The following is a 19,664-nucleotide window of genomic DNA, read 5'->3' on the forward strand; positions in this document are numbered from 1 at the left end:
GGGAAATTCTCCTTTATCCAACGAACCCGGCCTTGGGCAAGGCGACCTTCAGGGCGTCGAAAACCGCCTGGATATCTTTCTCGTTCACCAAACCCAGGTGGCCTACGCGAAAAATCTTGCCTTCCAGCGGCCCCTGACCGCCGGCCAGTACGATGTTGAACTCGTCTTTCATGATCTTGTTGAGCTTCTTGGCGTCGAGACCGCGGTCGGCGACCACCGAGGTGACGGTGTTGGAGGCGTGCTTTTCGTCGGCCAAAAGGGTCAGTCCCAACGATTTGATCCCTTCTCGGGTGAACCTGCCGATGCGCTGGTGTCGGGCAAAAATGCTGTCGATGCCTTCCTTGAGCATCATGTCCAGGGCTACCTGGAAGGCAAAGACGACGGACACATTGGGCGTCCATGGCGTCTGGCCTTTTTCCAAACCGGCCTTGGCCTTGCCCAGGTCCCAGTAGAAGCGCGGCATCTTGGCCTGGGTGTATGCCTGCCAGCCGGCCTCGGAGACGGCGACCATGGCCATTCCCGGCGGCACCATCCAACCTTTCTGCGAGCCGGAGATGGCCACATCGATGCCCCACTCGTCGATTGGGACGTTGACCGAGCCCAGCGAGGAGATGCAGTCAACCAGGAGAAGTTTGCCGGCGCCCTTGACCACTTTGGAAATGGCCGCCAGGTCGTTGGTGACGCCGGTCGAGGTCTCGTTGTGAGTGACCAGGACGGCCTTGACCTGCGGGTTCTCGTCCAACGCCTTCTTTATCAAAGCCGGATCGGCGGCTTTGCCGTGCTCGAAATTCAGCGGAATGACCGTGGCGCCGAACGTCTGGGCAATCTTGGTAAAACGCTCACCGAAGACGCCGATGGCCACTCCCAGCACCGTGTCACCGGGGGAGAGCATGTTGACCACCGCTGCCTCCAGCCCGGCGGTGCCGGAACCGGTAAGCAACATCAGGTCGTTCTCTGTCTGAAAAACCTGCTTCATCTTGCCCGTAACGTCCTTGATGATCTCGGCGAACTCGCTGCCGCGATGGTTGATCATTTGACGGCCCATGGCGACTAGGACCTCGGGAGGGCAGGGGGTGGGACCGGGAATGCGTAAATTCTGCACCATATTTCTCCTTTAATATTGAACGCAATTATGAGGCGCCGAGGATGTCGGTATCGACGACGCGGGCAAACTTGCGCTTGCCGGCTTTGATGACGCAGCCGCTCTTTAGGAGGGCTTTTTCCCCGGTCAACTTCTGGCCTTCCACGGACACGCCGCCCTGTTCGATAAGTCGTTTGGCTTCACTTTTGCTGCCCGCCAGCCCGGCGACTACCATAAGGCAGGGGAGATCGATTTCGTAGCAGTCCCCGGCTCTCATCGATCCGAAAGATACGTGGCACTCTGGTACCTCGGCCGGCAACTCCCGGCGCTGGTGGACCCGCTCGAAGGCCAGTTCCGCCCCATCGGCGTCGGACGCGGAGTAGAGCTGGCCGATGATCTCCCGTGCCAGACGCTTCTTTAGCAACATCGGGTTGGTTCGGCCGGAGAGCATGTCACGCTCGAAATGTCTAAGTTCCTCATCGGTGACATCGGTCAGAAGGTCGAAATACTGGATGATGAGGTCGTCGCCGATGGACATGACTTTGCCGAAAATGTCCTCCGGGGCTTCAGCCACGCCAATATAGTTACCCAGGCTTTTGGACATCTTCTTGGTGCCGTCGGTGCCGGTCAAGATGGGCGTCAGGAAGACTTGCTGCGGCGGCTGACCGATCATCGATTGGAGTTCCCGGCCGACCAGCAAGTTGAACTTCTGATCGTTGCCGCCGAACTCAACGTCCGAGCGAACCATGACCGAATCGTAGGCTTGAAGCAGCGGATACAAGAACTCGGTAATGGTGATCGGCCGGCTGGACTCGAACCGTTTTTTAAAATCCTCGCGCGCCAGCATCTGGGCGATGGTGAAGCGGCTGGTCAGCTTGATGACATCGGCCAGGGTGAACGTGCCGAACCATTCGCTCTGCCACCTGACCTCGGTCTTGGATTTGTCGACGATTTTAAAGAACTGCTGCATGTAGGTTTCGGCGTTGGCCTTGACCTGTTCGGAGGTAAGCATCGGACGGGTAACCGAGGCCCCGGTGGGGTCGCCGATCTGTGCTGTCCAGTCGCCGACGATGAGCACCACCTGGTGGCCGAGGTCCTGGAACTGGCGCAGCTTGCGCAAGCCAACCATGTGGCCGAGATGGATGTCGGTAGAACTGGGATCGAACCCTTCTTTTAGGCGCAGCTTCTGGCCGGAAACCAGAAGCTGCCGCAGTTCATCCTCGGAGATGATCTCACTTACTGCACGTTTCAAGATGAAATCGATGTCAGGCATTAGACGCATTCCGTTTTCTTTAAGACCTGCCGGGCTTTGGCAACGTCTTCTTTGATCTGGTTGAGCAGTTTATCCGGCGAGGCGAATTTTTCTTCCGGACGAATCTGCTCTATTATAGCAATTTCCAACCTGTGGCCGTAAAGCTGACCGTTGAAATCCAGCAGGTGGGTTTCCACCGTCCGGTTCCCGACACCAAAGGTGGGCCGGGTTCCGATGTTGGTGATGGAGGGTATTGCTTGCCCGTTGATAGACGCGATGGTGGCGTAGACGCCGTCTGCAGGTAGCGCTTGGTCTGCGGCGATCTCCAGATTAGCAGTGGGGAAGCCCAGTTTCGCGCCCCGGCCTTCCCCTCTTGCCACATTTCCTTCCAAACTGAAGCAGCGCCCCAGAAGGTCGTGGACCTTTTTCATGTTGCTTTCGGCCATGGCTTTACGCACCAGCGTGGAGGACACTTTATGGCCGGCCTTGAGCTGCGGTGGTACCACGATAAGGTTAAAGCCGTACTTTTCGCCTATCGCTTTTAGGGAGGCTATATCCCCTTCCCTTCCCTTGCCCAGGGCGAAGTCCGGCCCGACCACCAAGCCGGTTAACGACAAGTGTTTCTTTAAAAGCCGGATGAATTCCAAAGCCGGCAAAGACGCCAGTTCTTCGGTGAAGGCCAGCGTAATAACCAGGTCGATACCAGTGGATTTTAACAACGTAATTCGCCGGTCGAGAGAGGTTAGGTGTGGTAATTCTTTATGCTTGCCAAGTACCTGACGGGGGTGGCCGGCGAAGGTAACGACGGCTGATAGCGCCCCGATTTTCTTTGCCTGGCGTATGGTCTCTGCGATCAGTGCTTGATGGCCCAGGTGTACGCCGTCGAAAACGCCGATGGTCAACACTACCGGTCGAGGCGGGTGGACTTTTAAGAGTTCAGACTCGATCTGCGTCACGGTCTTGAAATTCGAAGAGGGGATCGATGTCCCCTCTAAAAAACACGTTCAAGTTGGCGCTATATTAACACCACTTAGGGAGAGTGTCAATCGAGGTGGCACTGGAAAAATGTATTAAGGTACAATTGAAATCCTAACTTATGAAGCTCGTCCCATCGATTTGAGGATGTCAAATGATCTGGATCCAGCTAGCAATTTGTTTTGCGATTTTACTCTACGCCGGTGCCCGTTTAACGAAATACGCCGATACACTCGCAAAAAAAACCAAACTCGGAGGCTTGTGGATTGGGTTAGTGCTGGTAGCCACAATCACTTCGATTCCTGAGACCATTGCTGCAGCCAGTGCCACCGCTATATTTAATGATGATGATTTGGCTTTGAGTACCCTCTACGGTGGAAACACATTTAACCTACTAATGATAGGAGTAATGGACCTCTTAAATCAGAAGCTGCCCCTATTAAAGGCTGTGAGCCGGCGCCAAGTTTTCATATTGTTCAGTGGCATCATTCTACTTTCGGTTTCAGGAATCGCTATTGTCATGGGCTCAACAGCAGCAATACTTCTTGGCACAGTGAGCTTGACAAGTATATTTTTATTATTATTATATTTTGTACTATTGTATTATCAGCAAAAAACGGCAACAAAAGAAGAAACACAAGATGGATATTTGCCCTTAGCTTGGCGGAGTTTCATCCTAAAGTTAATACTCGCATCTTCAGCCGTTGTGATTGCCGGGATTTGGTTATCCTATGTTGGGGAACAAATATCCATAATCACCGGACTCTCTTCGAGTTTTGTGGGCGCGTTAGTTCTCGGCATCACTACGTCGGCTCCGGAAGTTATCGTTAGCCTTATCGCTCTCAGGATTGGGGCCGTTGATCTTGCGGTCGCCAACATGGCCGGAAGTATTATGTATCGAGCGTCTATTATTATCGTTCCGGACATATTCGGAGGGGGGGCAATACTAACTTCAGTCTCGGGAGACAACCTGGTACTGATAGCAGCTGCCGTAATTATGGCACTTGTCGCGATAATCGGTATAAATTACCCGGGCAGAAAACAACTTGGTGGCTTGTTCAGCTGGTATACGCCGGTGATTATCGGAATATATCTGGTTAGCGCTTTTGTCGTGTTTTCATCAGTAGAATAGCATTAAAAGGATTGTGATAATCCGGAATTGGCCCTATTGGGTGAGTTGTTTCTGAATCTCGTCGTCGATTTCCGCTGAAAGATCGTGTCCCTTGATAGGTTGCCCCTCACAGTTTACAACCACCTTGCGGGCGACTCTAATCCTTCCCTGGCTGAAAGCTTTAATCGTCAAACAGATTAACGGCATTTCCCGGATAAATCCCTGCCTGCGGATTTCCTTAAACAGTTGATTATTTTCGCCTTCACCTTTTACTATCGTTTCCGACGTCTGGTTGTTTATTTTGTTCCAAAACTCGTCGAAGGAAGGGCCGCGAACCGGATACCGGCAATAACTGACCACGGGTCCTCTATCGAGTTCAGGCGTAACTAAATGCATCATTACACCGGAGCTTTCAGACCTCGAGTCGATCAATTTCCAGATCACTTCCTGCCATGTACCAGTAGGCCCGTCAGGAGCTGCTGGATGCAGATTAATCATATCGAAGGTTGAACACAACTCCGGTCCAACTACGAGCATGTAGCCTGCCATGACACATATATCAGGTTTATGGAATTGGGACAGGATATTAATTATCTCCCTGTCGTAATCTAACCGCCATTCGGGAAGAGGTTCTACGTTGGTTTTATCGGAGATACCTCTGGATTGCCGATATTTTTTATATGAAAAATGAACTACTGGAATCCTGTATTCACGTGCTAGATTAATAAATAAGTCTGTTTCCGGAGATTCGCCGGGATCCCTAGACATAAAGATAAATTCAATCCTAGCGTCGATATTCCCCGATATGATCTTTTGTTGAACCGCGGAGAGTAGGTTGCGTGATCCCGGTCCCTTTGCTGTTGTAAACCATCCGATGGAATATTTCATTTTAGCCTGTGAACTTTCGTTTGATGCGTTGGGCGGTGGAATTAAGATGAACAAGCGGACTGTTGCACCGACCATGGATAGTCGCATTTTTCAGGGATGACAAAAACTCATCTCTATTGTTGAATGGCTGCATCAAAACATAAGCTTTGCCGAGCTCCTCGGGTGAATGGGCATCAGAGCCGGCGCTCTGTGCCAGGCCGTATCTGGCGGCAAAATCACGTGCTTTGTTGACAAATGATGGCAATACAATTCGGGCGTTCAGCACTTCAAGAATATCAATTTGTCCGGATTCAACCAGTTTATTAGTCATTCTGGGATCGAGCGCAGAACCTCGCAAGGAATCAAAAGGGTGGGGGATACAAACCAGTCCGCTTTGGTTTCGTATTGACTTGATCGTTGCCTCAACGGATTGACCAGACGGGATTGTCTCCGTTAAAAAAAGCCCCATAATTTCACCGCGGTCAGTCAATATCTCTTCGCCAACAATTATGGGTATTGGAGAGAGTTTTTTGAATTCTAGGGCACCTTCCGTGGTCCCGTGGTCAGTGATTGCGATAGCCCCCAATCCCACTTCATTACAACGGGCGATCAATTCCTCAATTGTGGTCGAGGCATCCATGGAATAGCGAGTGTGAATATGTAAATCGACTTTTATCATTGATAATACCAACCTATTTCGGAAAATGTGTCAATACCTTGACTCTGCCATTTTCCAGAACGACGTCATCTTCAATACGAATGCCGCCCCAGCCGGTTACATAAATCCCCGGTTCTACTGTGAAGACCATACCATCAGTTAGGATGCCCGTTGAATTTGGACCGATGGCAGGTTTCTCATGGACTTCCAATCCAATCCCATGCCCCAAGCTGTGTCCGAAACATTCACCATAGCCGGCAGATGTGATGCACTCGCGGGCTAACCTATCCGCTGTAGTAGCAGACATCCCGGATTCGATCCCGCCAATCGCAATTTGCTGCGCTTGGAGGACAATATTATAGAGTTTCATGAAGTGCTGGTCCAGATTCCCAAGCCAAAAAGTCCGCGTAAGATCTCCGCAATAACCATTGAGTTTAGCTCCTAGATCTATGACCAACGGCTCGTTTGGTTGGAGGGGGCGGTCAGATGGCGTCGCATGAGGGAGAGCAGACGCAGGTCCGCCCGCGACGATAACCGGGAAAGCCAACTCACCACCAGCTTCCCGAATGTACTTCTCCAATTCCCAGGCTAGTTTCTTTTCAGAAATTCCTGGGCGCATGTATCGCTCTGACACTTGAACTAAAGCCTCGCAGGTAAGACGAGCGGCGCTTTCAATTTGTAGAATTTCATTTTTACTTTTCGCGGCTCTGAAGTCCTCCACCATGTCGTTTAAGGGGATGAGTTTTGCTGAGGAAGACGAGCCTTCTAAAGCACCCTTAAACCGATCAAACTCCGCGATGGTTATGAATCCGGCCTCGATTCCGAGCACATTTACTCCCATGTCGCGAATAAGAGGTGGGAACCATTGACTGACCGGACCTTCAATTTTCCTTACACCAAAAAGATCAGGCACTTCGCTATTTGCCTGTTCGACGTAACGGAAATCAGTCGCAAGTATCGTATGAACCGGAGTCAGAATGACGTATCCATTCGACCCTGTAAATCCGGTGATATACCTGATATTCTCAGGCTTGTTGATTAACAGTCCGTCAATGCCAAATACTTCAAAACGCCCTCGAAATTTTTGGATAAAGTCGGTACTCAAGTTATTCTCTCTCCGGATGCGCGAATGGATGAGCAGATAGGTATATCTTTTTTGCCTGGTGGCGACTAACGTGGGTGTATATTTGTGTTGTTTGAAGCGATGAGTGGCCTAACAATTCTTGGACAACCCGAAGATCAGCTCCGCCGTCGAGCAAATGGGTTGCGAAGCTGTGACGCAGCAAATGTGGGTGAACCTCCTGGCGGATTTCGGCCTGTTTAGCATAAGCCAAAATCTTCTCCTGAATAGAACGAACCGACAGTCTTCCGCCCCGATAGTTCAAAAACAGGGCGTTTGGCCGATTTTTTGCCAGAAATGAAGGCCTTCCACACTTAATATATCGTTTGATTGCGACCACTGCAGGCTGACCGATCAATACAAGGCGCTCTTTTTCGCCCTTGCCGATCACCTTTAATTCACGGCTGTAAAGGTCAAGCTGATTGAGGTCAATCGAAGCCAACTCAGACACTCTGAGACCAGCTGCATAAAACAATTCCATAATAGCCCGATCACGCAACCCTTGCGGGGTCCCTGGATCAGGGGTATCCAGCAGCCGATTTATTTCTTCGGTGGTTAAGAATTCAGGTAATCGCCGGTCCAGTTTCATTGAAAAGGCCGACAACCGGTTCCTGCCCCTTCGAGATAAAGGGAATGGACATTCGGTCACAAGCGTTTCACGGAGCATGTAACGGAACAATGAGCGGATGGCGGAAAGTTTGCGCGCGACCGAACCTTTTACAATACCTTGTGAGAAATTCCATGCCATGAAATCCCTGATCACCTGTTTGGTGACCTGGTTCGGGAATTCGATATTTCTTAATCTGAGATACTGGAAAAATCCTTTTGGCTCGCCTTCTTCTAGATTACCATTAAGATCGCCGAGATAATTCCGAATGGTTCGTGGCGAAAGATGCTGTTCGGATTGGAGATAGTTCACATACCCCTCGAGCCAATTTGGCGGCAATGTTGTGTCCAACATCGTTACCCGTTCACTACTTACGTACCGGCGCTAGTCTTTTTTACTACAGTGCGATGCCTTCGGACAGGCGGCTTATGGATTTTGGAAGAACTGGATTTAGGGGAACGCCGTCGCAAAGGTTTATAAGCTTCACAGACTGGATTTTGGCATACGTTCACACCTGGTTTTACTTCAACAACCAGACCTCCGCACATTGGACAAGGTTCAAGTAACGGTTTGGTGTTAATTGCAAAGGCATGTTTCGGGAATGCGCTGCATCCGTAAAACAGTTTTCCCTTCTTAGTGAACCGTCCAATTAACTCCCCATCTTCAGGACATCCGGGACAGGGTACTCCAGTACGAATTCGGAAAGATTGACGAAAGGAGCAGGAAGGGCACTCCATATATTTTCCGAACCTGCCGATTTTTATTAACAGGGGACCTCTCGAACATTGAGGGCAATACTCAGTGGAAACTTCTACTGGAAGAGGCACCCTTTCTAACTGTTCTTCGGCTGCAGTTAAATTATTACTAAAGGGAATAAAGAAATCCCGGACTACTCCAACCCAGTCAATTCCTTCAGCGGCGACTCTGTCTAATTCGGTTTCCATCTGGGCAGTAAACCTGGTGTCGAACAACTCGGGAAACTGCTGTACCAGCATATCGGAGACGGTCATTCCCAGTTCGGTGGGTTTGAACAAGCCTTTCTCCTTGGTGACATATTCGCGTTCCTGGACAACGCTTAAAATGGGAGCGTAAGTAGAAGGCCGGCCAATACCATATTGCTCCAGTGTTTTCACTAGTGTTGCTTCACTAAAGCGCGGTTGCGGTTGGGTAAAACGTTGCGCTTTGTGAATCCCCTTGACGAGCAGTTCTTCATTTTGCACCAGCTCCGGTATCGGCGGCGTTTTGATCTCTTCTGTATCGTCGCGGCTCTCAACATAGAGGCTAATGAACCCTGGGAATATATTTTCAGTTTGTTGACAACGGAGAATATACGCCCCCTTCGAGCCGGCAATTTTTGCGGTAATATCGACAACGGTATTTTTATATTTGGCTGCGGTCATTTGGGATGCAACCATTCGCTGCCAGATAAGCTGGTATAATTTGAATTGATTGGTTTCAAGATACTCTTTTATTAATTGAGGTTCGCGCTCGATGCTCGTTGGCCTTATGGCTTCATGTGCTTCTTGCGCTCCTTTTACGGAACTGGTAAAAGACCGAACGTTTTTAGGCAGATAAGCGATCCCAAATTGTCTCTCGATATATTTTCTCGCCTCGGAGATCGCCGACCCGGAAACCTGAATCGAATCGGTTCGCATGTAGGTTATGAGACCTACACTGCCCTCGGTTCCTATCGGTAAGCCTTCATACAATTGCTGGGCAATCGCCATTGTTTGACGTGCCGTGAACCGAAACTTACGATAAGCTTCTTGCTGGAGTGTGCTGGTAATAAAAGGGGGAGAAGGCTGCTTTATTACCTCCTTGACTCCGACGCTGGATACCGAATATTTGGTAGATCCAAGATCCTTCTCAACCGCCAGTGCTTGTTCTTCGGTTTTGATGCTTATCCTTCTTTTTTCACCCTGCCCGATGAGCGTAGCTTTGAACTTCTGAGTTGAATTATGTTTAACCAAATCAACTTCTATGGTCCAATACTCCTCAGGTTTGAAGGAAAGAATTTCGCGTTCTCTATCGACGATTATTCGCAGGGCTACAGATTGGACACGGCCTGCAGATAAACCGCGGCGGATCTTTTTCCACAATAGGGGCGAAAGCTTATACCCAACTAATCGATCGAGTATGCGCCGGGCTTGTTGAGCGTTTACCAGATTCATATTAATTTCACGCGGTGAATTAAAGGCCGCGATTATTGCTTCCGGCGTAATCTCATGAAAAGTCACCCGTTTGCATGACGCCCGGAGCGTACAAATAGATTCTTTCAGGTGCCATGCTATTGCTTCGCCCTCCCGGTCAGGATCTGTCGCTAAATATACCGCAGAGGCTTTGGAGAGCCCTTCTTTTAATTCTTTCAGAATTGATGATTTGTCTCGCATCACTAAGTATTGCGGTTTAAAGTCATTTTCAATATCAACGCCGAGCTTGCTTTTCGGCAAGTCACGGATATGTCCCATCGAAGCCTTGACGATATATTTAGGACCGAGGATACGGGAAAGAGTCCTTGCTTTGGCAGGGGACTCAACAATAACGAAATTCATGGGTGACTTCATTTTACTCTCGTTTACGACTCCTTAATCACCCTAGAAAGTGTATAGTTCATACCGCCAAGGTGTTTGACTGTTCCTTTCAATTCCATCATCGATAAAGTTGAGCTTACCGTTGAGGCAGATAGTTTGGATGCGCGGCAAATTTCGTCAATGTGTATCGGCTCCACACCAAGATATCCGATTAAGATTTTTTCATTTTCAGTCTCAGGGAGTGTTTCTTTGAATTCAAGTTGTGTAGCAATTGATTCAATATTGAGCTCTGCTAAAATGTCGGATTCGTTTCTGATCAACTTTGCACCTTGTTGAATCAACCGGTTTGTTCCAGAACTCTTGGCTGAGAAAATGTTTCCCGGAATCGCGAATACCTCTCGGTTTTGGTCTAAAGCGTATTCGGCGGTAATTAAAGCCCCGGATTTTTCGCCAGCTTCAGTTACCAGTGTCCCCAACGTCAAGCCTGAGAGGATGCGGTTACGCCGGGGGAAATTTTCAGGTCTTGGTCCCATATCCATCGCGCACTCTGAAATGAGTGCCCCATTTTCAATTATTTGCTTAGCGATGGCTGTGTTTTCTGGTGGGTACACTACATTAACCCCGGAGCCGAGTACTCCGATCGTCCGACCGCCCGCTTTTAGGGCAGAAGAGTGGGAAATCGTATCTATCCCGCGGGCCAAACCTGAAGCGATGGTGATATTATTTCGGCTAAGCGCGGTTACGATCTCCTCGGTCACTTGCTTCCCATAAGCTGTTGGATTTCGTGTCCCCACCACCGCGATAGAAAACTGGTCCTCAGGAAGAAGATTGCCCTTAATATACAAAACTGGTGGATAATCGTAAATCTCCTTGAGGCGGGAAGGATACTTTGGGCTGTCCGCGGTGACGATGGAAACACCGAAACGACCTGCTTTTTCCAGTTCACGCGCTGGTTCAACTTTAGATCGCCAATAAACAATTGAGTTAATCGTACCGCAATCAAGGCCGACCTTCGATAATTCCGCTTCGTTGGCCTTCCAGGCGGTCGAAAGATCTCCGAAGTATTTCTCCAGCATTGAAAGCCGGACCCGGCCGATACCTGGAATAAGACTGAAACCCAGGTAATAGACAGTGTTACCCTGTTCGTTCAAAGCGTCGCAATTTTAACACAGGGCATTGTGAGAGACAATCGTTCAGGAATGACTGGTTGGAACATTAGATTTGGCGGAGAGGGTGGGATTCGAACCCACGGTCGAGTTACCTCGACTCACGCTCTCCAGGCGTGCCTGATAGTCCACTCCAGCACCTCTCCGCAAAGTGGTTGATTGCCTGAAGAACCCGCCAATGATAAATTAATGCGTCCGGTTAGTCAACAATGGAAAACACTTTTGGAGCACTGCTCTGCGTATTACCACTATGAGTATTTGCCAGGTACTAGTACCGCATGTTATATTTAGAAAAATATACCCTTCGAGCCGTCCCGGCCTAACTTTCAAAAAGAGACATGGCAGGCGGCCAGTCAGGGTGTCGCTGGAAACGGCGGCGCCTCCCGTTTTCGGAAAGGAGGGGCATGAACGCTTACGCCGTCCTTCGCTTGAGGGATTGTTTGATCCAATGACCGAAGCTAATTGTGTTGCCGGCACTTTTGATGCCTTCAATCGCCGCGTAAACTACTTGCGTATTTCGGTCACCGATAGATGCAATTTGCGATGCACCTACTGCGGCAATGGCGACATCACTCACCTTAACCATGACGACATCTTGCGTTATGAAGAGATAGAGCGAGTAACCAAAGCCGCCGCAGCCCTCGGAGTGCGGCATGTCCGGCTGAGTGGAGGCGAACCGCTGGTGCGGCCGCATTTGTGGAATTTGATCGAACTTTTGACGCCTATACCGGGTATAGAAGACATTTCACTAACTACCAACGGCACATTGCTCAAGGCGCAGGCCACAAAGTTACGAAGCGCCGGCTTGAGACGCATCAACGTAAGTCTCGACTCGCTGCGACCTGGCCGTTTTGAACAGATCACCGGCGGCGACAGGCTTGGCGACGTACTTGAAGGAATAGAAGAGGCTAATCGCGTTGGGCTTTCGCCGGTGAAGATTAACATGGTGGTCATACCCGGGGTAAATGACGATGAGATCGAAGATTTCGCCTTGATGGCTAAGGAAGAGGGATGGCACGTTCGTTTCATCGAGCATATGCCTTTCGAGGGGATTAGCCGAACCCCATCAATGACGGTGGCTGAAATCAAAGAAAAGATAGAATCGGCGGTGAGCGACCTGTGGCCGTGTTGCCTCTCCGGCGCCGGTCCAGCCAGCTACTTTAGTTTCGGTGAAGGGCAGGGAACAATCGGCTTTATTCGTCCGGTCAGTCATCGCTTCTGTGGCCAGTGTAACCGGTTGCGGCTGACAGCCGACGGCAAGTTGCGGCCTTGCCTATTGAACGACCTTGAGATCGATATCAAATCTGCTTTACGAAGTAACGCCAGTATCTCGGATTTGAAAGATCTGCTTAAACGGGCGATCATTGCCAAACCGGAGCGCCACCATTTGGAAGCGGCCGGCGTTGGCGGCCGTCAGATGCGTCAGATCGGGGGATAGCTCATGGAATTATCTCATGTCGATGAGCGTGGCCGAGCCAGGATGGTAGACGTGACCGAAAAGAGAATCACCAGCCGCCGCGCTGTAGCTATCGCCCATATCAGCATGAAACCTGAGACACTGGAGCTGATCAAGAAAATGGAGGTCAGAAAGGGCGATGTACTGGCAGCGGCGCGTATCGCCGGAATAATGGCTGCCAAGAAAACGCCGGAATTGATACCGCTGTGCCATCCATTGACAATCTCGGAAACCGCAATCGATTTCGAGTTTTACGGCACCTACCAGTTAATAGTGTCAGCCGAGGTGAAGTGCACCGGGCCTACCGGTGTTGAAATGGAAGCCCTCACCGCCGCCAGCATCGCCGCTCTGACCGTATACGATATGTGCAAGGCGGTGGACAAGGGCATAACCATAGAACGAATCTACCTCGAAACTAAAGAGGGTGGCAAAAGCGGGACTTACAGGAGACTGGATGGCTAAGATTGTCGCTGTTTGCACTAGCAAAAAAAAAGGCACTAAGAAAAAAGATATTAGCCACGCGTTCCTGGAAGCGGATTACGGGATTCAAGGCGACGCCCATGCCACCAAAGGCTGGCATCGGCAGATTAGCCTGCTGGACAATTCCAGCATCGACAAGATGCGCGCCAAAGGGCTGGCGCTTTCACCCGGCGACTTCGCCGAGAACCTGACAACTGAAGGTCTCGAACTGATGACCCTGCCTGTCGGTACGAGGCTAAAGACAGGCAGGGGAGTTGAGCTGGAGATCACCCAGATCGGAAAGGAATGTCATCACCACTGCCAGATCTACCGCCAGGTGGGGATGTGCGTCATGCCTCTTGAGGGCGTCTTTGCCCGCATTGTCCGAGGCGGCGAAGTAAAAGCCGGGGATACCATTGAGGTTGTTGGGGCGTAACTCATTCCTGTGTCGGCAAGAGTTCAATTCAGCCGTTGAACAAGAAAACCCGGACCGTCTCGCCCTTTTCCAGGATGTCGATGTTGGCCGGAATGTCCAAGTAGCCGTCGGCCTCAGCGGTGGCGGTGATTGCGCCGGACTCTTTGAACAATGGCAATGCTTGCCCGGCGACAAGTTTAACCGGAAGGAACTGTCGCCGGCCGACACTGCCAGGCACGCTCTGCGCCAGCATAGCTTCCGTGGGTTGTTTAGCTTCGACTGGTAAACGAGCCATTTTCCTTACCGCCGGGGCCAGTAGAACATGACCGTTAATGAGACACGACGTCGGGTATCCCGGCATACCAAGCACCGGCTTGCCGTTGATTACGGCGAACATGGTCGGCTTGCCCGGCTTGACTTGAATGCCGTGGAAAAGCACTTTCCCCAGGTCTTCCAGTATGCTGAACATCAAGTCGCGTTCTCCGACTGAAGAGCCGCCGGAAATCACCACCATGTCGTTCTCCAGGGCTTGCTCGATGGCAACCCGCAGTTTCTCCGGCTTGTCCTCAGCGATAGGCATCTTCACCGGTTCTCCGCCATTTGAACCCACCACCGCAGCCAGGGTGTGCGAATTAATATCGTAGATCTGCCCCGGTTTGAGAGCTTGCCCGGCGGGGGCGATCTCCTCGCCGGTGGGCATGATAGCGATGCGGGGTTTTATGAATACTGAAGCTTCGGTAAAGCCCTGGGAGGCCAGCACACCGATCTTACCGGCATCAAACGGATTTCCCTGTTTCAAAATGATCTCACCCTGTTTGACATCTTCTCCAACCTGGCCGATGTTGGCACCGGGATAAACCGCCTTGAATATGTTGACCTGTTCATCGATACGTTCGGTCTCTTCTACCATGACCACCGCGTCGGCACCGGCAGGCATGGGCGCCCCGGTAGCAATTTGAACAGCTTCACCTTTTTCAGTGGTCACCAAAGGGGCGTCGCCAGCGAAGATTTGGTCTACTACCCGCAGAGACTTTGGGCTACGCCGACCGGCGCCGAAAGTATCCTCGGCAATAACGGCGTAGCCATCCATGGCAGCACGGGAAAAGGGGGGAATTGACATAATCGCCCGGAGATCTTCGGCCAGAACGCGACCGAAGAGGGTTTTGAACGATACAGATTCAGTTTTGTCAACCGGTACCACGGCATTCAACACTATCGCGAGGGCATCATCGAAATCCAATAGTCGTCCGAAAGGCTTCACCGCCCGGCCTCCCTCGCCAGGTGCCCAAGCTCGGGCAGAATGATCTTTTCTGCGGCTAGCTTAACCGCGTTGATAGAGCCGGGGAGGCACAGGATGATTTTGCCAGAGCTGACACCGCCCAGCGCGCGGCTCATGATAGCCGGTGTACCGATACTTTCCCAAGTCAAAAAACGGAAGAGCTCGCCGAAACCCGGAATTTCTTTGTCAAGCAAACCGGAAACGGTCTCGACAGTGATGTCGCGGTGGGAAAAGCCTGTCCCGCCGGTGGTTATAATGACCTTCACTAAATCATCGTCGGCGAAACCGGCGATGACTTTTTTTATTGCCATAGCATCGTTCTTGAGCAGGCAGTAACCGAGGACGGAATGGCCGTTTTCTTTAAGTGCTGATATCAGATAGCGCCCGGACTCATCGGTGTCCTCAGTTCGGGAATCAGAAATGGTTAAGACCGCACAGCCGACGGACTTGGGCGCTTTAGCCTTGTGATCAATGTGTCCCATAAGCCGCATTATAAGGCCGACAGGGGCTTTAGACAATCTTGGTCATTATCTAAACCCTGCGGTGGCTTGGTACTGCAGTAACTTTTGGAGTTTTTCAGGATGGCTGCTTTTCAGGAGGGCTTCCTCTTTTGATATCAGGTTTTTACGGAGTAAATCTGAGAGCGACTGGTCTAGAGTTTGCATACCGTCTTTCCCAGAGAGTTGAATGACGTTGGTGATCTCGTGAGTTTTCTGCTCGCGAATTAGGTTTCTAACCGCCGGACTGGCAATCATCACCTCAAAAGCAGGTACTCTTCCTTTGGCGTTGAGCCTTGGGATCAGAGTCTGGACTAACACAGCTTCAATCACCTGGCTGAATTGCAGCCGAATTTGCTGCTGTTGAGAAGGCGGGAAGATATCGATTACCCTGTCAACGGTCTGAGCAGCGTCGGTGGTGTGAAGCGTGCCAACAACGAGGTGACCGGTTTCAGCCGCAGCGATGGCCGTTGAAATTGTTTCAAGGTCACGCATTTCACCGACGATGATTACATCAGGGTCATGGCGGAGGGCGTGTTTCAAAGCGACAGCGAAGGCTTTGGTATCATCTCCGAGATCCCGCTGGGCGATCAGGCATTTCTTGTTCGAGTGCAGGTATTCAATCGGGTCTTCGATAGTGATTACGTTACGTGAAGCATTCTGATTCAGGTAGTCTACCATCGCAGCCATAGTTGTTGATTTTCCGGAACCTGTCGGTCCGCAGACCAGAATCATGCCACGGGGTTTTAAAATAAGTTCTTTACAGATTGCAGGTACCCCGAGCCGTTCCATAGATAGGATTTGAAACGGTACTTGGCGGAAAGCCATTGAAAGGGTACCCCTCTGACGCATAACGCTGACGCGGAAACGCGCGACCCCCGCTAAGCTGTAGGCGAAGTCAAGTTCCTTCTCCCGGAGGAAGGTTTCCTTTTGTTCCGGTTTGGCGATTTCATCCAGAACGGCTTCCAAATCAGCTGTCTTGAGGTTAGCGTATTGATCCTGAATGACCAGCTCGCCATCTACCCGTATGACCGGGGGGCTTGGTACTCGCAGATGGAGGTCGGAACCGCCAAGCTCAACCAGGAGTCTTAACCATTCATCTATTTGCGACACTTCATCTTGCTCCAGCGTGTTAAATATTGGGATTGTCGGATTCGCCATCCACGCGGTCGGCTTCAGCCTTCAACATTTCCACTTCGGCTTCGGTAAATAGCCGCCAACCACGGCGGTCGCGGGCGACGGCACTGCCAAGGAGGTTACTTTTCAGCCAACGAAACAGGGTCGTTCGGCTGATGCCTGCCAGATCGCAGACTTCGGCAGTTCGATAGTATTTCACGCCTTTAAGAATAACAGACATTGATTTCGGACCTGTATGGCTATATTCGGATATACTTTAACGTATCATTCGGTCAGAGTAAATGGGTATTTCGTTCGATGTGGATAACCGAAAGTACCACTGCCACCTGACGAGCGACCGTCAGTCCGATATACGCACGAGCCGCACATCTCCGGCCGCCCCGATTCGGTCGGCTATAACAATGATGACTCCGGATACACCTTCAATCCCCCGAGCTGCTGAGAGCGCCGTGCTAATGTCTTCAGGGGATTGGATACGATTGCAGCAAGCAGTGGCTGCGGCATCAGCCAGGCTGGCGGACGCCGATACAATGGTCACCGCGTCTGCTTTACCGAATGAAAGAGAATGCCCCAATGTCCCTGATGAAGTACAGATCCCGCAAGGAGTCTCAGTTGGTCTAATGGTTAGCCCTAGCTTGCCGGAGAAGAGCGAGTCGCCTGCATGAATCCCTACGACCCTTTCACGGGTTGTCTTAATGAATAGGTCGCCACCGTTCTCGATAATGATATCTGACGAATGTTCCAGTAAATCCCGACCGACAGCTTCAGCTATAGCCCCAGCCACGGCAGCCATAGGTCCGACACCAGCCTTCAGAGCTGCTTCCGCCATGTCACAGATGATGGGAGGTTCTCCAGGCTCAACCTCAACGGGAGCCAGTGAGGTTAAGAATTCGGGGTGGCAAGCGATATACTGCTCGATGGTCTGTCGGTGTTTTTGCACCGATCGGTATGCCTTACGCTCAAGGTTGCAACGGGCGGCGATGAAAAGGTTGGTCTCCTTAATACAAACGGAAAAGGAGATAAGGTCAGGGCTGGAGTGCTGTCCGCGGTAGAATCTGGGTTGGTAACTCAACCATTCCTCGGTGTCTCTTCCGGAAAGGGCGCCGGACTAATTTAGAAATGTAACTCCATCGATCGGGACGGGCATGACAAAATGCACATGCCGCAGACGACACACTTATCCTCTTCAAACCTGACCTCACGTGTTACAGGGTCAACGGTAAATGAGCTTGAAGGGCAGACAGTAACGCAGGCGCCGCAGTCGGTACACCTCTCCTCATTACGGGTGACTTCACGACATAGGGTGTCGATAATCAGTCCCGATTGAGTCAGGTATTCTATGCCTTTATCGAAGTCAGCCCGCTCGCCCTTAAGTTCCAACACCATATGACCTTCTTCAGAAGTGATATTGGCTTTAAGTATATTGAGTTCCAGGTTGAAGTCTTTGATGAGATGATATACAACCGGCCGGCTGACCAGGTGGCGGGGAAAACGCAACGAGATCTTTTTGGTGGCAGTCATCTTATTTTTCGCCATTTATCGGCCTTTCATTAAGCAGCTTAAATTTGACGCCGCTTTCGATTCCGGGTAGGGTGGCGACCGGTGAAGTCAGTTCAAATTTACCATTTGTGATCCTATCTTTCAGGATTATGGCAATCTCTCGAGCTCTGGGATAGCTTGACAACGAGGCAGTCGGCACTTCACGGCCATTGATCTTTACCCTACCAGTTTTAAGTTCGCCGTAGGATATTTCACCGACGACTTCCGGCTTAACATTGGGATAGGCATCGGAGTAGTCCACCACGGCGGCGAAGATATCATCGTCAGTGACAGTGGTGTGTCTGAGAATATCCTCATCAAGGATTGGGATGGGCACGCCGATTCCCACAGAGACGGTCACGCCATAACCCAGCATAGACGTGCCCATTAGATATCTAGAACTCATGTGTTTGAGATCGCCGATGACCGCGAGAGTTCCGGCACCCCGTTTGGGAACGCCGGACTCAGTCCGCGGGACGGAGGGATTGAACTGAGTCCCATGCCAGGCGATAAAGCCCTCACCGCCGCCGAGGAAGATCTTTGTCCCGATGCCTATTGTCTTGTACATGGGGTCGTTCAATAGCGGTGAAAGTTGCCCTGCTGAACAGTAAGTGGCATTGCCCATGTTTGCCTTCAAGGTGCCCATGTAAGTATAGATGGTCTTATCGGAAAGATTGACTGCTACATTATAATTTTGATAGGCATTGCGCATATTGAACAAGACTGCCTCGTTCATGTCCCGAAGGTTGATCCAGGTTTCCAATTTTTTCCGGGGATAGCAGTCGGTGCCGTAGGCGGTGGCAGTGAGCTTGATGTCCTTGCCGGCAACCAGCTCTTCTATGACATGACCGCCGCCGTAGTTAAATTCCCCGGGGTGAAAGCGGTTACGCGGATCATCTTCAGGTAGGGCATTAGCGCCGAGCATCACATCTACCGCTGCAAAGCCTGCATAGGCTGGCACGTCGTTCAAAGACACCTTGCCGCCACCAAGTTTAATCCGGGGTTTAGTATGCCCGATATTAAAGTATGCCCCGCTTGAGCACATAGGTCCAAAAGTGCCCGTTGTGACGACGTCCACCAAAGCCGCGGTTTTTTTCAGACCATGTTCCTTAACCACACCTATTATTTCTTCAGCGGTGAAGACGACGGCTCGGCCGGAACGGATCTTCTGGTTGATTTCCTCGATTGTTTTAGCCATGGACACCTCTGATTAATGGCGTATTGGACATAAATATTAACATGTTACGCTGCCTGCGTCACCCTGATCAGCATCCAACGGGGAAGAAAAGGATTGACGTTCTGTTGAGAGCGGTAAGCCTCCTGGACGATGAATCAATCGGCGGAGTTTTGATTGGTCGAATCGAAATTATTCAATGGAATTCATAATTGGCTTGTAACTTAAGATCTAAATAAGATAAAATGAATCCCTGTTCCCATTGCGCCCCTGTAGCTCAGGCGGATAGAGCACCAGCCTCCGAAGCTGGTTGCGAGCGTTCGAGTCGCTCCAGGGGCAT

General features: G+C 50.9%; 20 protein-coding genes, 2 tRNA genes and 1 riboswitch. Of the genes, 5 read left to right on the forward strand and 17 right to left on the reverse strand.

Translation table 11 applies throughout. From position 1 onward, the window contains the following. Positions 1–13: 13 nt before the first annotated feature. From ABV300_RS05395 to ABV300_RS05405, 3 genes are read right to left on the reverse strand one after another with little or no spacing between them, the layout of a single operon-like run. A complete protein-coding gene (locus ABV300_RS05395; RefSeq protein ID WP_353715363.1) occupies positions 14–1,102 on the reverse strand; it encodes an alanine--glyoxylate aminotransferase family protein in 1,089 nt (362 codons plus the stop codon). 28 nt (positions 1,103–1,130) lie between these two features. Continuing rightward, positions 1,131–2,363: a tyrosine--tRNA ligase gene (gene tyrS, locus ABV300_RS05400; protein WP_353713881.1), complete on the reverse strand. Its 1,233-nt coding sequence runs from the start codon at positions 2,361–2,363 to the stop codon at positions 1,131–1,133. Beyond that, on the reverse strand, positions 2,354–3,289 hold the full coding sequence (locus ABV300_RS05405; protein WP_353713882.1) for a bifunctional riboflavin kinase/FAD synthetase: 936 nt from the start codon (positions 3,287–3,289) through the stop codon (positions 2,354–2,356). The genes tyrS and ABV300_RS05405 overlap by 10 nt, the downstream gene beginning before the upstream one ends. A 173-nt stretch (positions 3,290–3,462) precedes the next feature. On the opposite strand from ABV300_RS05405, the gene ABV300_RS05410 reads away from it, so the two are divergent. Continuing rightward, on the forward strand, positions 3,463–4,440 hold the full coding sequence (locus ABV300_RS05410; protein WP_353713883.1) for a hypothetical protein: 978 nt from the start codon (positions 3,463–3,465) through the stop codon (positions 4,438–4,440). Between the two features lie 33 nt (positions 4,441–4,473). Here ABV300_RS05410 and ABV300_RS05415 read toward each other — a convergent pair whose 3' ends face one another. From ABV300_RS05415 to ABV300_RS05445, 7 genes are all read right to left on the reverse strand, one after another. Continuing rightward, positions 4,474–5,307: a formyltransferase family protein gene (locus tag ABV300_RS05415; protein ID WP_353713884.1), complete on the reverse strand. Its 834-nt coding sequence runs from the start codon at positions 5,305–5,307 to the stop codon at positions 4,474–4,476. A gap of 1 nt (position 5,308) precedes the next feature. Next, positions 5,309–5,965, reverse strand: a complete 657-nt coding sequence (locus ABV300_RS05420) for a PHP domain-containing protein (protein ID WP_353713885.1) — start codon at positions 5,963–5,965, stop codon at positions 5,309–5,311. 13 nt (positions 5,966–5,978) lie between these two features. Next, positions 5,979–7,049: an aminopeptidase P family protein gene (locus tag ABV300_RS05425; protein WP_353713886.1), complete on the reverse strand. Its 1,071-nt coding sequence runs from the start codon at positions 7,047–7,049 to the stop codon at positions 5,979–5,981. A gap of 1 nt (position 7,050) precedes the next feature. Further along, on the reverse strand, positions 7,051–7,983 hold the full coding sequence (locus ABV300_RS05430) for a tyrosine recombinase XerC (protein ID WP_353713887.1): 933 nt from the start codon (positions 7,981–7,983) through the stop codon (positions 7,051–7,053). Between the two features lie 59 nt (positions 7,984–8,042). Continuing rightward, the gene (gene topA / locus ABV300_RS05435) at positions 8,043–10,235 is read right to left on the reverse strand and encodes a type I DNA topoisomerase (RefSeq protein WP_353713888.1); all 2,193 of its coding nucleotides are present in this window, start codon (positions 10,233–10,235) and stop codon (positions 8,043–8,045) included. Between the two features lie 11 nt (positions 10,236–10,246). Further along, positions 10,247–11,353 (reverse strand): DNA-processing protein DprA, encoded by a 1,107-nt coding sequence (dprA, locus tag ABV300_RS05440; RefSeq protein WP_353713889.1) that lies wholly within the window; start codon positions 11,351–11,353, stop codon positions 10,247–10,249. A gap of 71 nt (positions 11,354–11,424) precedes the next feature. After that, positions 11,425–11,514: transfer RNA gene (locus ABV300_RS05445), tRNA-Ser, on the reverse strand. A 144-nt stretch (positions 11,515–11,658) separates the two neighbouring features. Next, positions 11,659–11,784: riboswitch (molybdenum cofactor riboswitch) on the forward strand. 32 nt (positions 11,785–11,816) lie between these two features. On the opposite strand from ABV300_RS05445, the gene moaA reads away from it, so the two are divergent. Genes moaA through ABV300_RS05460 form a run of 3 tightly spaced genes read left to right on the forward strand, consistent with a single transcriptional unit; the run spans position 11,817 to position 13,719 of the window. Further along, the gene (gene moaA / locus ABV300_RS05450; RefSeq protein WP_353713890.1) at positions 11,817–12,806 is read left to right on the forward strand and encodes a GTP 3',8-cyclase MoaA; all 990 of its coding nucleotides are present in this window, start codon (positions 11,817–11,819) and stop codon (positions 12,804–12,806) included. 3 nt (positions 12,807–12,809) lie between these two features. Next, the gene (moaC, locus tag ABV300_RS05455) at positions 12,810–13,286 is read left to right on the forward strand and encodes a cyclic pyranopterin monophosphate synthase MoaC (protein ID WP_353713891.1); all 477 of its coding nucleotides are present in this window, start codon (positions 12,810–12,812) and stop codon (positions 13,284–13,286) included. Then, a complete protein-coding gene (locus ABV300_RS05460; RefSeq protein ID WP_353713892.1) occupies positions 13,279–13,719 on the forward strand; it encodes an MOSC domain-containing protein in 441 nt (146 codons plus the stop codon). The genes moaC and ABV300_RS05460 overlap by 8 nt, the downstream gene beginning before the upstream one ends. Positions 13,720–13,747: 28 nt before the next feature. Here ABV300_RS05460 and glp read toward each other — a convergent pair whose 3' ends face one another. The 7 genes from glp to ABV300_RS05495 form a co-directional block, all read right to left on the reverse strand. Further along, entirely contained in the window at positions 13,748–14,959 is a 1,212-nt protein-coding gene (glp, locus tag ABV300_RS05465) for a gephyrin-like molybdotransferase Glp (protein WP_353713893.1), read from the reverse strand. Beyond that, positions 14,956–15,459: a molybdenum cofactor biosynthesis protein B gene (locus ABV300_RS05470; RefSeq protein WP_353713894.1), complete on the reverse strand. Its 504-nt coding sequence runs from the start codon at positions 15,457–15,459 to the stop codon at positions 14,956–14,958. The genes glp and ABV300_RS05470 overlap by 4 nt, the downstream gene beginning before the upstream one ends. Before the next feature lie 45 nt (positions 15,460–15,504). Further along, positions 15,505–16,635 (reverse strand): type IV pilus twitching motility protein PilT, encoded by a 1,131-nt coding sequence (locus ABV300_RS05475; RefSeq protein ID WP_353713895.1) that lies wholly within the window; start codon positions 16,633–16,635, stop codon positions 15,505–15,507. Then, complete coding sequence (locus tag ABV300_RS05480; protein WP_353713896.1) at positions 16,607–16,831, reverse strand: MerR family transcriptional regulator; 225 nt, start codon at positions 16,829–16,831, stop codon at positions 16,607–16,609. Before ABV300_RS05480 ends, ABV300_RS05475 begins: the two co-directional genes overlap by 29 nt. Positions 16,832–16,951: 120 nt before the next feature. After that, complete coding sequence (locus ABV300_RS05485) at positions 16,952–17,683, reverse strand: UPF0280 family protein (protein ID WP_353713897.1); 732 nt, start codon at positions 17,681–17,683, stop codon at positions 16,952–16,954. A 41-nt stretch (positions 17,684–17,724) separates the two neighbouring features. Continuing rightward, the gene (locus tag ABV300_RS05490) at positions 17,725–18,147 is read right to left on the reverse strand and encodes an NIL domain-containing protein (protein ID WP_353713898.1); all 423 of its coding nucleotides are present in this window, start codon (positions 18,145–18,147) and stop codon (positions 17,725–17,727) included. Continuing rightward, a complete protein-coding gene (locus ABV300_RS05495; RefSeq protein ID WP_353713899.1) occupies positions 18,134–19,348 on the reverse strand; it encodes a homocysteine biosynthesis protein in 1,215 nt (404 codons plus the stop codon). Before ABV300_RS05495 ends, ABV300_RS05490 begins: the two co-directional genes overlap by 14 nt. Positions 19,349–19,590: 242 nt before the next feature. On the opposite strand from ABV300_RS05495, the gene ABV300_RS05500 reads away from it, so the two are divergent. After that, a tRNA-Arg gene (locus ABV300_RS05500) sits at positions 19,591–19,663 on the forward strand. The last annotated feature ends 1 nt before the right edge of the window (position 19,664 follow it).

It is taken from the genome of Dehalogenimonas sp. 4OHTPN (assembly GCF_040448695.1).
GTDB lineage: Bacteria > Chloroflexota > Dehalococcoidia > Dehalococcoidales > Dehalococcoidaceae > Dehalogenimonas.